Genomic DNA, 13,080 nt, shown 5'->3' on the forward strand with positions numbered 1-13,080 from the left:
GGGACAAGAAGGCGTCCACCAGCTACATCCAGCGCCGGCTCCAGATCGGCTACAACCGCGCCGCCTCGATCATGGAGCGGATGGAGATCGAGGGCATCGTCGGCTCGGCCAACCACGCGGGCAAGCGCGAGATCCTGATGGAGGGCGGCCACGTCGCCTCCGGCATGATGTACGACGACGATTGAGCGAGTCCGGTTTTTCGATCCGTCCCCCTCGACCTGAGGCGGGACGGATCGGACGACCGAGGTCCGCGACCGCAGAACGGGCGTCGCCGTCTCCTCCGCCTGCCCCACCCGTCGCATATTCGCCACAGCGTGGGATTCTAAGCGGGCGTCGTCCGTACCCGCCCGCCCTCAAGGAGACCGTCCACGATGCTCGGCCGCCGTCATCGCTTCGCCGCCGGTCCGCTGCTCGTGCTCGCGGCCGTCCTCGTCCAGCCGCAGCCGGCCGCGGCTCAGGTCTCCTCGTTCCTCGACGGCCTGTTCGGCCGCAAGGAGGAGCCCGCCCCGGCGCCCGAGCCCGCCCCTGTGGCCCCGCCGCCGGCCCCGGCTGCGCCGAAGAAGCCGGTGGCGCAGAGCCCGAAACCCGCCAAGGACGCCAAGGCCGGCGACAAGGTCGTGGCGCCGAAAGCCGCCGCGAAGGCGCCGGGGAGCGAGCCGGCGGCCAAGGTCGCGGCCGTGGGCTCTCCCGTGGCCGCCGCCGAGGCCGAGCCGTCCAGCGTGCTCGCGCAGGCCAATGCCTATTTCAACGGGATCACCACGCTCACCGGCGGCTTCATCCAGATCGGCGCCGACGGGCGCCGCATCGGCGGCAAGATCACTCTGGCCAAGCCCGGTCGCCTGCGCTTCGACTACGATGCCCCCTCCCCCCTCGAGGTGGTGGCCGACGGAACATCGGTGGCGGTGAAAGACCGCAAGCTCGGGACGCAGGACCTCTATTTCATCTCGCAGACACCCCTGAAATTCCTGCTGCGCGACAAGATCGACCTCGCCCGCGACCTGTCGGTGTTGGACGTCTCGAACGATCCGGGCGGGGTGCGGATTTCGCTCGAAGACCGCTCGACCTTGGGCGGCACCTCGAAGATCCAGCTGTTCTTCGACGCCGAGGTCAAGACCCTGAGCCAATGGCGGATCACCGATCCGCAGGGCTACCAGACGACGGTTCAGCTCTCGAACCTGCAGAAGGGCAAGGCCGTCGACGTCTCGGCGTTCTTCATCAATTACGGCCGGTCCGAGGACAAGGCGCTCGAGAAGCAGATCCGCGCGCAGTAGTCGGGCGAGGCGAAGGCGAGTTCGCCGGGAGGGTGGATAGTCTTCTCGGCACTCTTGGAGGAGGAGCCGCATCCAGATAGTGGATGGGATCCGTAAGCTCTTCAGTATTCGATGGGCTGGAAGGTCTGCGTGCCCCAGAGAGTTCGAGCATCTGGGCCTCTCCTGCCGCCTCGGATGACCATCGGTTCGCTTCAGTGATCCACACAGAGCTCCAGTCGACACAAGGCGTGGCCGACCGGCAGGCCTTCGATTATTGGCGCAGCACCGCCCTGGCCCGCGTCGATGCGAGCCTTCCCGATCCGACCCTCACCTTCCGGGCCGAGCGCTCCCTTTCCGTCACCCGGCACGCCACCGTGATCCACACCCGCAGCGATCCGGTGGGGATCGAGCGCCGGGCGCATCACATCCGGGGCGACGGCGTCGACGACGTATCCATCAGCCTGCTCATCGGCGGGCGCGGGTATCACGAGCAGGGCAGCCATGGGGCGCGGGTCGAAGCCGGGGACATCTCGTTCGGGGCACTGAACAGCCCCTTCGCCTCCGGGGCCAGCGAGCGCTACGAGGAGGTGCGGCTGTTCGTTCCGCGCGCCACCTTCCTGGCGCAGGTTGGCCAAGTCGAGCCGCTCGCCGGCCGTGTCCTGCAGGGCGGGAGCGTGCCGAGCACGCTGTTCTCGTCCTACGTCCACGGCTTCGCGCGTGCGGTCCCCTACATGTCCGAGGCGGACGTGGCCATTGCCCTGGAGGGGACGCTGCATCTGTTGCGGGGCCTCGTCGACGCGCAGGATCAGAAAAGCGCGATGCCGGCGAGCGAGGCGACCCTCCGGTCCCTCGCGGTGTCGCATATCGAACGGCGGATGCACGATCCGGCCCTCGGCCCGGCCGAGATCTGCAAGACGCTCGGAATCTCCCGGAGTCGGCTCTACGCGGCTTTCCGGAACGAAGCGGGCGTGGCTGCCGCGATCCGCAATGCGCGGCTCGAACGCGCCCATCGACGCCTGTCCTCATCCGGGTCCGCCACCGACACGGTTGCCACGATCATGTTCGCTTGCGGCCTCACCGACGCTCCGAGCTTCAGCCGATCCTTCCGCCGCCGCTTCGGGATGACGCCGCGCGACGTCAGGGCGACGCACCGCCGCTGAGACCTGCGTCACAGATGGCCTCTTCCGAGGTCCGCGCCCGTACGGGGCAGATCAGAAACGCACAGACAAGATATTGGGACGCTACGGCAAGGCGACTCCACTACCGCAATACTCCGACGACCTTTAACTGGGTTTTGCGCCGTGCTTTCTGGGCAATCGGCGCTGGAGGGAAGAGATCACCCGGCGCGTGGGTCGCGCGGGGCTGGGTCTCGGCGGACGGCACGGCTCACCATGACGGAAACATCAGACATCGGAAGCCTGACCCAGGCTTGGCCGCGACGGCCGTCTCTTCGGGCGGCCGAGTCGGAGCACACGCTCCCGGAAGGCCCCCGGTCCTCGAACGACAATGTCAGAGACGCCGCCGCCGAGCCGCAGCCCGGGGCAGCCACCAGTCGGCGTCTCGCGAACGTCCGGTCGGCCAGGAAGCTGGCGACGGGCGCCGTCCGGCGCCGCGGGCCGCTCATCACCCGCTGGATCGGATTCTCGGCCCGCCGTGAGCGTGCGCAGGAGCGGATCGAGCACCTCGCGGTGCTGCATCGCCTCGCACTTCGGCAACCCGACCCGCGCTCGCCACGGGACTGCTCGTCCTGCTGAGGGCGCCGAACCCCTCGTCTCCTGGTGGTGCGGCGCCGTGTTCAGGCCGCCGCGGCCCGAACGCCGGCGTTCGCGCTCAGGAGACCGGAACGCCGGGCACCGCGGCCCGCATCCCCGGATTGCGCCAGCGGTCCATCTCCGCGTCGATCGCCCCTTGCGTACCGCGCATGAACTCCGCGCCCGACAATCCCGGCGGCAGGGCGGGCAGGTAGCTCACCGTCACCGCGCCGGGGTTGTGGCGCGAGCCGCCATGCGGCCAGTACAGGCCCGAATTCACCGCCACCGGCAGCACCGGCAACCCGAGCTTGGCATAGAGCAGTTCGACGCCACGCTTGAACTGCACCGGTTCCGCGATGCCGTTGCGGGTGCCTTCGGGAAACATCAGCACCGAGCGGCCTTCTGCGACGGCGGCACGGCTCTCGTCGATCATGACGCGCAGGGCCTGGGTGCCGTTGGCCCGGTCGATGATGATCATCGGCGAGCGCCGCAGGAACCAGCCGACGATGGGGATCGCCACCAATTCGCGCTTGGCCACGATGGCGACGTTGGGGACCAGGGTGAGGAAAGCCAGCGTCTCCCACGCCGATTGATGGTTGGCGACGATGAGGCAGGGCTCGGCCGGGATGTGCGCCTTCCCCTCCTCCACGTAGGTCAGGCCGACGATGTGGCGCAATCCGAACAGGATGCCGCGCGACCAGGCCCGCGTCGCCGCGCGAATGGGCTTGGCGGGGCTGCCGAGGGCCGCCAGCACCACCAGCGGCACAAGGAAGAGCGCGGTCCACCCGGCCCAGTAGAGGTTGAAGAGCGCGGAGCGAATGCGCGACACTGGACGACCCTCGATCTCGCCCGGTTCCGCGATCCCGATCGGATCACGGCCGGCCGCGGCATTTCCTCGGCGACGGGGCAGGCGTTTTCGGTCTATTGCGAAAGCGCCGCGCTGCCGCGCGCCCGTTCCTTTAAACGTTTTTCAGCCTCACGCGAGCCGGACGACCTTTGCGCCTGACCGTCACCACCTGGAACATCAATTCGGTGCGCTTGCGCATCGACCTCGTCCTGCGCTTCCTCGCCGAGGCCAAGCCCGACGTGCTCTGCCTGCAGGAGACGAAGTGCCCCGACGACGCGTTCCCCCTGAAGGCGCTGCGCGGATCGGGCTACGAGAACGTCGTCTTCGCCGGGCAGAAAGGCTACAATGGCGTCGCGATCCTGTCGCGGTTTCCGCTGATCACCCGCGACGTCATGGCCTTCTGCGAGCGCGCGGATGCGCGCCACATCTCGGCGGTGCTCGGGCCGGAAGCCGGCAAGGCCGCCGGCGTCGTCCTGCACGATTTCTACGTGCCGGCCGGCGGTGACGTACCCAATCGCACGCTCAATCCGAAATTCGGCCACAAGCTCGACTTCCTCGCCGAGCTGCGCGCCTGGGGCGGCCGCCGGGTCGCCGGCCCGGCGATCCTGGTGGGCGATCTCAACGTCGCGCCGCTGGAGCATGATGTCTGGTCGCACCGGCAGCTTCTCGACGTGGTGAGCCACACGCCGGTGGAGACGCAGGCGCTGGAGACCCTGCGCGGCGAGGCCGGATGGGTCGACAGCGCGCGCCTGCTCGTGCCCGAACCCGAGAAGATCTACACGTGGTGGAGCTACCGCTCCCCCGATTGGGCGGCGGCCGACAAGGGCCGGCGCCTCGACCACGCCTGGGTCTCGGCGGATCTGGCCGGCACCGTGCGCGACGTCACCGTGGCCCGCCATGTCCGGGGCTGGGAGCGCCCGTCCGACCACGCCCCTGTGACCCTGACGCTCGAATTATAGGGCGCCGCCGCGTGCGGTGGTCCCGGTTGACCTGAAGCCAGCGTAACCAGTCCGGAACACGAGCGTCACCGGACGGTCATGCGGATGGCTTAGGGGCGGCGTCCATCGTCACTGATGGGCCCGACACACCGCATGAGCCACGCAGCACGGGCGGTTCGCCGCGAGACGAGCCTCGGCCTCACCAGTGCCGTGCACCGCAGCCGCGCGCTCTCCCGCGCCGGTCTCTCGGAGCGCCTGTTCACCCTGGCCTTCAGCGGGCTCGTCTACCCGCAGATCTGGGAAGACCCGGTGGTCGACATGGCGGCGCTGGCGCTCAAACCCGACGACCACGTGGTCGCCATCGCGTCGGGCAGCTGCAACATTCTGTCCTACCTCACCGCCGATCCCGCCCGGATCAGCGCCGTCGACCTCAACGGCGCGCATATCGCGCTGGGGCGCCTGAAGCTTGCCGCCCTGCGGCACCTGCCCGACCACGACAGCTACTTCCGCTTCTTCGGTCGCGCCGACACGCAGGCCAACGTCGCGGCCTACGACTCACGGATCGCGGCCCATCTCGATCCGGTGTCGCGCGCCTATTGGGAGGGCCGCCGGTTCGACGGGCGTCGGCGCATCGCCGCCTTCGCGCACAACGTCTATCGCACCGGCCTCCTCGGCCGCTTCATCGGCGCCGGCCACCGTCTGGCCCGGCTTTACGGCTGCGACCTGACGGCCGTCCTACGGGCGCGCACCTTGCCGGAGCAGCGGGCGCTGTTCGATGCCCATGTGGCGCCGCTGTTCGACAAGGGCTTCGTGCGCTGGCTGATCCGCCGGCCGGCCTCGCTCTACGGTCTCGGCATCCCGCCGGCGCAGTACACCGCGCTCGCCAAGGACCGGTCCGGCGGCATGGTCGACGTGCTGCGCCACCGGCTCGAGCGCCTCGCCTGCGGCTTTCCGATTCAGGACAACTATTTCGCCTGGCAAGCCTTCGGGCGGGGCTATGCGCCGGGGCCGGACGCGGCGCTGCCGCCCTATCTCCAGCCGGCGCATTTCGCGGCTGTGCGGGACCGGGCCGAGCGGGTGAGCTACCGCCAGCAATCGATGACCGCGTTCCTGGCTGCGAGCGCCGGTTCGAGCGCCGACGCCTACGTGCTCCTCGACGCGCAGGATTGGATGAGCGATGCCGATCTCACCGCCCTGTGGACCGAGATCACCCGCACCGCCCGGCCCGGCGCCCGAGTGATCTTCCGGACCGCCGCCGACGAGCGATGCCTGCCGGGGCGGGTGCCCCAAACGATCCTCGACGCCTGGGACTATGCGGAGGCCGAGAGCCGGGCGCTCGCCGCGCAGGACCGCTCCTCGATCTATGGCGGCTTCCACCTCTATCGGCTGCGGGCCCGATGAGCGAAGCCGCGTCGCTGATGGACCGGATGTACCGGCGCCAGCGCCACGTCTATGACGCCAGCCGCAAGTTCTACCTGCTCGGCCGCGACGCGGTGATCGCCGATCTGGCGGTCCCCCCCGGCGGCAGCGTGCTGGAGATCGGCTGCGGTACCGGCCGCAACCTCGTCGCCGTCGCCAAGGCCTATCCGGATGCCGTCTGCCACGGCCTCGACGTCTCGGCGGCGATGCTCGACACCGCGGCGCGCGCCGTCGCCCGCGCGAGTCTGGCGGGGCGCATCCGGTTGGCGCAAGCGGACGCTACGGCCTTCGATCCGCAACCCCTGTTCGGCCGGGCGGCGTTCGACCGGATCGTGATCTCCTACGCCCTGTCGATGATCCCGCCCTGGGAGCAGGTGCTGGCCCGCGCCGTCGCGCATCTGGCGCCGGGCGGCGCACTTCACGTGGTGGATTTCGGCGGACAGGCCGGATTGCCGGCCCCGGCCCGCGCCGTGCTGAACCGCTGGCTTGGCGCCTTCTCCGTCACCCCACGCGCCACGCTGCCGGCCGCGCTGGCGCAGGTCGCCGCCGCGCCCGGCTTCCAGGCTCGGGTCCGGCAGCGTTTCGGCGGCTACACGGTCCACGGGGTGGTGACGCGCCGACCGTAATCGGAACCGCCGGCGCGACATCGCATTGGGTCCGCGAGTGGGTCGCCCCGGTGGCGGCCAGATACCCTTTTCGGAGCCTCCAAACCTATGCGCAAACTGCTCGTCGCCTTCCTGCTCCCCAAGATCGCGTCCTACCTGCGCCGGCGTTATTCCGGCCGCACAAACCGCCACTCGGCTTGAAGGTCAATTTCCCGAATCTGAGTGGATCCGCTCGGTTCCCTTAAAGCGCGTCGAACGCCCGTTCGGCGCGCTTTTTGATGGAAACGTTGAACCGTCAACGACAGTCGGCCGCCGTGATGAGCGTCTGGTTCACCCATGAACGCGCCCTGCTCCGGTGAACGCGCCGAAGGCAGAACAGACCGCCAAAGAATTCGATCAAATCGCGGTCGCCGCGACTTTCCGAAACCGCTGAGCCTGCCTGCGCCCGTAGCCGAAATAGATCGCGAGCCCGATTGCCAGCCATGCGCCGAGGCGCAGCCAGGTATCGCCCGGCAGGCCCAGCATTAGGCCGAGGCAGGACAGGATGCCGAGGATCGGCACCACCGGCATGCCCGGCACCCGGAATGGGCGGTGACGAGTGGGGTCGCTCCGGCGCAGGATCAGCACGGCGGCGCAGATCACCATGAAGGCGAACAGGGTGCCGATGCTCACGAGTTCGCCTAGCAGATCGATGGGCACCACGGCCGCGACCATCGCCGTCACCCCGCCGATCAGGATCTGGCTGGTGGCGGGCGTGCGAAAACGCGGATGCACCCGCGCGAACATCGGCGGCAGCAGCCCGTCGCGGGCCATGGCGTAGAACACGCGGGCCTGCCCGTAGAGGGCGGCGAGGGCCGCCGTGGTCAGGCCGAGGATCGCCCCGATCTTGATCGCCACCGAGAACGGCCCGAGTCCGATCGTTTCCACCGCCTTGGCGATGGGGTCGGCGACATCCAGCGCCTTGTAGGGGACGAGGCCGGTGAGGACCGCCGCTACGGCGATGTACAGGATCGTGCTGACGACGAGGGAGCCGATGAGCCCGATCGGTGCGTCGCGCTGCGGGTTTCGCGTCTCTCCGGCGGCGGTCGAGACGGTCTCGAACCCGATGAAGGCGAAGAACACCACGCCCGCCCCGCGCAGGACCCCGCTCCATCCGAATTCGCCGAAGTGACCGGTGTTCTCGGGGATCAGCGGCGACCACAGGCCGACATCCACATGGGCGGCGCCGATGCCGATGAAGGCGAGGATGATCGCGACCTTGATCGCCACCATCACGGCGTTGACCCGTGTCGAGTCGCGGTTGCCGCGTACCAGCAGCACCGTCAGCGCGACGACGATGGCGGCGGCGGAGAGGTCGAACAGCGCGGTGCCGCCGTTCGGCAATCCGGTGCCGGGGGCGGCGGTCAGGATGGCCGGCAGGTGAAGGCCGAAATTGCCGAGCAGACTGCGGACGTAGCCGGACCAGCCCACCGCCACGGTGGCGGCACTCATGGCGTATTCGAGCACGAGGTCCCAGCCGATGATCCAGGCGCAGAGTTCGCCTAGGGTCGCGTACGCATAGGTGTAGGTGCTACCGGGTGCTGGCACCATCGCGGCGAGTTCGGCGTAGCACAACGCCACGAAGGCGCAGGCGATGCCGCCGAGCAGGAACGACAGAGTCAGCCCCGGCCCGGCATAATGCGCCGCTGCCGTGCCGGTGAGCACGAAGATTCCGGCCCCGATGGTGGCCCCGACCCCGAGCGCCACGAGGTCGAAGGCCGAGAGGCTTTTGGTGAGTTCAGGTTCGTCGCCCGCGCGCGCTCCCGCGCTCAGGATTTCGGCGAGCGGCTTTCGCGTCGTGAGGCCGTCTGTGGACATCCGTGGAATTCCCCCCTCGACGGCGTCGGGCAAGCTTCGCGCCAGTGCGGCCGGGACTGGCATCCCGTGCGGTTTCGTGTATGGTCCGCCGCGCTTCGACCGGTGACAACCGGGCCGAGGCACAAGCTGCTTGTGGACGCGACCGTGCTGGACGACATCCCGGCACAGGCCCGCTGCGAGCGTTGTGCGGTTTCCCGTATGGGAGCCGCCTGATCCGAAAAACCCGATCTGAAAGGGCATGCGATGTCGATCACGGCAGAGCGCAAGACCGCGCTCATCAAGGAATACGCAACGGGCGGCAAGGACACCGGGTCTCCGGAGGTCCAGGTGGCGATCCTCACCGAGCGGATCAGCAACCTCACCGGCCACTTCAAGACCCACGGCAAGGACAACCATTCCCGCCGCGGCCTTCTGAAGATGGTCTCGCAGCGCCGTTCGCTGCTCGACTACGTCAAGGGCAAGGACGAGGCACGCTACCGCGGCCTCATCGAGCGCCTCGGCATCCGCCGCTAAGCCGGCCTGTTTCACGCGGTCCCGGGCCAGGCTCGGGGCCGCGTTTTATCGAGCGGGCTGCCGGAATGGGTCCGGCCTCCCGAAACCCGGGCGACTTGAAGGCACGCCGGCCGGGGACAGGATCGCCAGGGGCTTTTCGCGATGCGCGAAAAACCCCTGGCCGTCTTGCCCCTGGCGGCGCCGGGTTCGCCCGACCGCAAAGGATCCAAGACATGTTCGACGTTCAACGCGAAGAGCTGATGTGGGGCGACCGCAAGCTCGTCCTCGAGACCGGCAAGGTCGCCCGCCAGGCCGACGGCGCCGTGATGGCGACCTACGGCGAGACCTCGGTGCTCGCCACCGTCGTCTCGGGTAAGGAGCCCAAGGTCGGAATCGACTTCCTGCCGCTCACCGTGAACTACCAGGAGCGCGCCTACGCTGCCGGCCGCATCCCCGGCGGCTACTTCAAGCGCGAAGGCCGCCCGTCCGAGAAGGAGACCCTGGTCTCCCGCCTCATCGACCGCCCGATCCGCCCGCTCTTCGTCGAGGGCTGGCGCAATGACACTCAGGTCGTCGTCACCGTCCTAACCCACGATCTCGAGAACGATCCCGACGTGCTCGCCATGGTGGCGGCCTCCGCCGCGCTGACGCTGTCGGGCGTTCCGTTCATGGGCCCGATCGGCGCCGCCCGCGTCGGCTACGTCAACGGCCAGTATGTCCTGAACCCGCTGGTCGCCGATCTCGAGGGCTCGACCCTCGACCTCGTCGTCGCCGGCACCCAGGACGCCGTCCTGATGGTCGAGTCCGAGGCCAAGGAGCTCAGCGAAGAGATCCTGCTCGGCGCCGTGATGTTCGGCCACAAGCATTTCCAGCCGGTGATCGAGGCGATCATCCGTCTCGCCGAGAAGGCCGCCAAGGAGCCCCGTAACTTCTCCGCGCCCGAGAACGGCGATGTCGAGGCTGCGGTGCTGGAGGTCTGCGAGACCGACCTGCGCGCCGCCTACAAGAACACCATCAAGCAGGAGCGCTACGCCGCCGTCGACGCCGTGAAGGCGAAGGTGATGGCTGCACTGTGCCCGGCCGACGGCGAAGCCCGTTTCCCGGCCGAGAAGGTCAAGGCCGCGTTCAAGGAAGCGCAGTCCAAGGTCGTGCGCTGGAACGTCCTCGACACCGGCTCGCGCATCGACGGCCGCGATGTCCGCACCGTGCGCCCGATCGAAAGCCAGGTCGGTGCTCTCCCCCGCGCCCACGGCTCGGCTCTGTTCACCCGCGGCGAGACGCAGGCCCTCGTGGTGGCGACACTCGGCACCGGCGAGGACGAGCAGTTCATCGACGCGCTGGAAGGCACCTACAAGGAGACCTTCCTGCTGCACTACAACTTCCCTCCCTATTCGGTGGGCGAGACCGGCCGTATGGGCTCCCCGGGCCGTCGCGAGATCGGCCACGGCAAGCTCGCCTGGCGCGCCATTCACCCGATCCTGCCCCCGGCCCACGAGTTCCCGTACACGATCCGCGTCGTGTCCGAGATCACCGAGTCCAACGGCTCGTCCTCGATGGCTTCGGTCTGCGGCGCCTCTCTGGCGCTGATGGATGCGGGCGTGCCGCTGCGCCGTCCGGTGGCGGGCATCGCCATGGGCCTCATCCTCGAGGGTGAGCGCTACGCCGTGCTGTCCGACATCCTCGGCGACGAGGATCACTTGGGCGACATGGACTTCAAGGTGGCGGGCACGGAAGCCGGCATCACCTCGCTGCAGATGGACATCAAGATCGCCGGCATCACCGAGGAGATCATGAAGGTCGCCCTGCATCAGGCGCAGGAAGGCCGCGTCCACATCCTCGGCGAGATGGCCAAGGCCCTCACCGACGCCCGTCCCGAGCTCGGCGAATACGCGCCCCGTATCGAGACCATGCAGATCCCCACCGACAAGATCCGGGAAGTGATCGGCACCGGCGGCAAGGTGATCCGCGAGATCGTCGAGAAGACCGGCGCCAAGATCAACATCGACGACACCGGCACGGTGAAGATCGCGTCGGCCGACGGCAAGGCGATCAAGGCGGCCTACAACTGGATCCGCTCCATCGTGGCGGAAGCCGAGCCGGGCATGATCTATGACGGCACCGTCGTGAAGACGATGGAGTTCGGCGCCTTCGTGAACTTCTTCGGCGCCAAGGACGGTCTCGTCCACATCTCGGAACTCGCCGCCGCGCGGGTCGCCAAGGTGAGCGACGTGGTCAAGGAAGGCCAGAAGGTGAAGGTCAAGTTCCTCGGTCAGGACGACCGCGGCAAGATCCGCCTCTCCATGAAGGTCGTCGATCAGGAGACCGGTGAGGACCTCACTGAGAAGCTGAAGGCCGAGCGCAATGCAGACCAGGACCGCGCCCGCGGCCCGCGTCAAGACGCATAAGACCGCGTCACGACCTTGAGATTGAAACGAGGCGCGGCTCCGAAAGGGGCCGCGCCTTTTTCGTGGGTCGCAGGCTGCGTCACCTTATCAGACGCCGGGTTGGCCGCGCCGGCGCCGGGCGCGATGGGCGCTCGGCAGGGCGTCGGGCACCAGCGTGACGCTGACGGGATTGGGCGTATGGTCCAGGGCCGCGCCGGTATAGGCGTCGACGCCGATTCCGATGATGCCGCCGGCGAGGACGTTGCCGGCCATCCCGGCTGCGCCCGCGCCCACCACCTTGGTCCGCACCGGTACACTCTCCGGCCGGTAGCCCGGCTTGACGAAGGTGACGTCGAACTCGTCAGACCGCTCCACGTCGAGGGAGCACGGCGTCGCCGGGCAGGCATAGCCCTTCGTCGTGGTCATCGTGGCGCCGGGCGGCTCCGACAGGAACGCCATCTTCTCGGTGGTGCCGCGCGTGATGCTTCCGCAGGCGCCGACACCCGCCGCGATCAGGATCGCGGCACTCAAGGTTCTCGTGTTCATCCCTGCCCCCCATGCCGCATTCTTCGTCGGCGCAGAGGTTGTGATGAGGTTCCGTGTTCCCGGCAAGGGTGTGGAATGCTCAACGCGACGAGGGTTGTGGACGAAGTCGCCAAAATGTTTTTCGGGACCGCCCCGGCGCCCATGGCGGGAACGCCCTCCCCCTCGCCGCGTTCGCCCCGCGACGCAACACAGCGCGACAGGAGCACACCCGATATGGCCAATGCGATGATCAGCGACATCTTCAGCGGAACCCCGAACCTGACGACCACCGAGCGGGCCGTGTCGGTGGTGCTGGGGCTCGGGATCGCCGCCGCTGCGGCGCAGCCCCGGCCCAACAAGTGGCTGAGCCTCGCCGCCCTCATCGTCGGCACCGGCCTCGCCATCCGCGGCGCCACCGGGCATTGCGCGGTCAAGGCGATCACGCACGAAGCCTGATACGAAAAAGGGCGCCCCGAGGGGCGCCCTTCCACCCGAGAGGGTGCGGTTCGCTTAGAGCGTGGTGGTGGACCGGCGGCCGGCGACGAAGCCGTAGATCGCCAGCACCACGATGGCGCCGACCACGGCGCCGATGAGGCCCGCGCCCTGGTTCGGCCCGTACCAGCCGAGCGCCTGGCCGAGGAAGGTGGCGACGAAGGCGCCGACGATGCCGAGAATCGTCGTCAGGATGAAACCGGCCGGCTCGTTGTTGCCCGGCATGATAAACTTGGCGATGACACCGGCGACGAAGCCGATGATGATGGTCCAGATGATACCCATGCGCTGATCCTCGAAACGCGGCCATCGGGACTGAACCGTCCGGACTTGACCGTTTTGTGCTCATGCAACGCCGCATGGCGGGATGGGTTGCGCCGATGCGAGCGACTTTGTCGCAATGCGGTGTGCGGGCCACACCCAAGCGGGCCATACCCCGCTGACCTTGCCCCCTTTACGGTCGGGCTCCCGCCACGGCACAACGCTGGCTCCGGCCCGCCGCGATGGGCTTCCGCCAAGG

At 68.6% G+C, this 13,080-nt stretch carries 13 protein-coding genes; 9 read left to right on the forward strand and 4 right to left on the reverse strand.

What is annotated here, in order from left to right:
• The 3 genes from G3T14_RS10160 to G3T14_RS10170 form a co-directional block, all read left to right on the forward strand.
• A partial coding sequence (locus tag G3T14_RS10160; RefSeq protein WP_163642312.1) for a DNA translocase FtsK occupies window positions 1-185 on the forward strand: 185 nt, incomplete at its 5' end.
• A 186-nt stretch (window positions 186-371) separates the two neighbouring features.
• Window positions 372-1,271, forward strand: coding sequence for an outer-membrane lipoprotein carrier protein LolA (locus tag G3T14_RS10165; protein ID WP_163642314.1), 900 nt, complete (start codon window positions 372-374; stop codon window positions 1,269-1,271).
• Window positions 1,272-1,465: 194 nt separating this feature from the next.
• Window positions 1,466-2,410, forward strand: coding sequence for an AraC family transcriptional regulator (locus G3T14_RS10170; RefSeq protein ID WP_348645250.1), 945 nt, complete (start codon window positions 1,466-1,468; stop codon window positions 2,408-2,410).
• 670 nt (window positions 2,411-3,080) lie between these two features.
• Here the strand turns inward: G3T14_RS10170 and G3T14_RS10175 are convergent.
• The gene (locus G3T14_RS10175; protein ID WP_163642317.1) at window positions 3,081-3,830 is read right to left on the reverse strand and encodes a lysophospholipid acyltransferase family protein; all 750 of its coding nucleotides are present in this window, start codon (window positions 3,828-3,830) and stop codon (window positions 3,081-3,083) included.
• A 167-nt stretch (window positions 3,831-3,997) separates the two neighbouring features.
• Here G3T14_RS10175 and G3T14_RS10180 point away from each other — a divergent pair, with 167 nt between their 5' ends.
• The 3 genes from G3T14_RS10180 to G3T14_RS10190 all read left to right on the forward strand — a co-directional run bounded on the left by G3T14_RS10180 (window position 3,998) and on the right by G3T14_RS10190 (window position 6,831).
• Window positions 3,998-4,807: an exodeoxyribonuclease III gene (locus tag G3T14_RS10180; protein WP_163642319.1), complete on the forward strand. Its 810-nt coding sequence runs from the start codon at window positions 3,998-4,000 to the stop codon at window positions 4,805-4,807.
• Window positions 4,808-4,939: 132 nt separating this feature from the next.
• Complete coding sequence (locus tag G3T14_RS10185; protein ID WP_163642321.1) at window positions 4,940-6,187, forward strand: DUF3419 family protein; 1,248 nt, start codon at window positions 4,940-4,942, stop codon at window positions 6,185-6,187.
• Window positions 6,184-6,831 (forward strand): class I SAM-dependent methyltransferase, encoded by a 648-nt coding sequence (locus G3T14_RS10190; RefSeq protein WP_246733179.1) that lies wholly within the window; start codon window positions 6,184-6,186, stop codon window positions 6,829-6,831. Before G3T14_RS10185 ends, G3T14_RS10190 begins: the two co-directional genes overlap by 4 nt.
• A 375-nt stretch (window positions 6,832-7,206) precedes the next feature.
• Here the strand turns inward: G3T14_RS10190 and G3T14_RS10195 are convergent, their stop codons facing one another.
• The gene (locus G3T14_RS10195; RefSeq protein WP_163642322.1) at window positions 7,207-8,667 is read right to left on the reverse strand and encodes an amino acid permease; all 1,461 of its coding nucleotides are present in this window, start codon (window positions 8,665-8,667) and stop codon (window positions 7,207-7,209) included.
• A 243-nt stretch (window positions 8,668-8,910) separates the two neighbouring features.
• On the opposite strand from G3T14_RS10195, the gene rpsO reads away from it, so the two are divergent.
• Entirely contained in the window at window positions 8,911-9,180 is a 270-nt protein-coding gene (gene rpsO / locus G3T14_RS10200; protein WP_163642324.1) for a 30S ribosomal protein S15, read from the forward strand.
• A 212-nt stretch (window positions 9,181-9,392) separates the two neighbouring features.
• The gene (pnp, locus tag G3T14_RS10205; protein WP_163642326.1) at window positions 9,393-11,564 is read left to right on the forward strand and encodes a polyribonucleotide nucleotidyltransferase; all 2,172 of its coding nucleotides are present in this window, start codon (window positions 9,393-9,395) and stop codon (window positions 11,562-11,564) included.
• A gap of 87 nt (window positions 11,565-11,651) precedes the next feature.
• Here the strand turns inward: pnp and G3T14_RS10210 are convergent, their stop codons facing one another.
• The gene (locus G3T14_RS10210) at window positions 11,652-12,089 is read right to left on the reverse strand and encodes a translation initiation factor 2 (RefSeq protein ID WP_163642328.1); all 438 of its coding nucleotides are present in this window, start codon (window positions 12,087-12,089) and stop codon (window positions 11,652-11,654) included.
• Window positions 12,090-12,302: 213 nt separating this feature from the next.
• Here G3T14_RS10210 and G3T14_RS10215 point away from each other — a divergent pair, with 213 nt between their 5' ends.
• Window positions 12,303-12,524 (forward strand): DUF2892 domain-containing protein, encoded by a 222-nt coding sequence (locus G3T14_RS10215; RefSeq protein WP_163642330.1) that lies wholly within the window; start codon window positions 12,303-12,305, stop codon window positions 12,522-12,524.
• 54 nt (window positions 12,525-12,578) lie between these two features.
• Here the strand turns inward: G3T14_RS10215 and G3T14_RS10220 are convergent, their stop codons facing one another.
• Window positions 12,579-12,845: a GlsB/YeaQ/YmgE family stress response membrane protein gene (locus G3T14_RS10220; RefSeq protein ID WP_163642332.1), complete on the reverse strand. Its 267-nt coding sequence runs from the start codon at window positions 12,843-12,845 to the stop codon at window positions 12,579-12,581.
• Between the last annotated feature and the right edge of the window lie 235 nt (window positions 12,846-13,080).

This window comes from Methylobacterium sp. BTF04 (assembly GCF_010692745.1).
GTDB lineage: Bacteria > Pseudomonadota > Alphaproteobacteria > Rhizobiales > Beijerinckiaceae > Methylobacterium.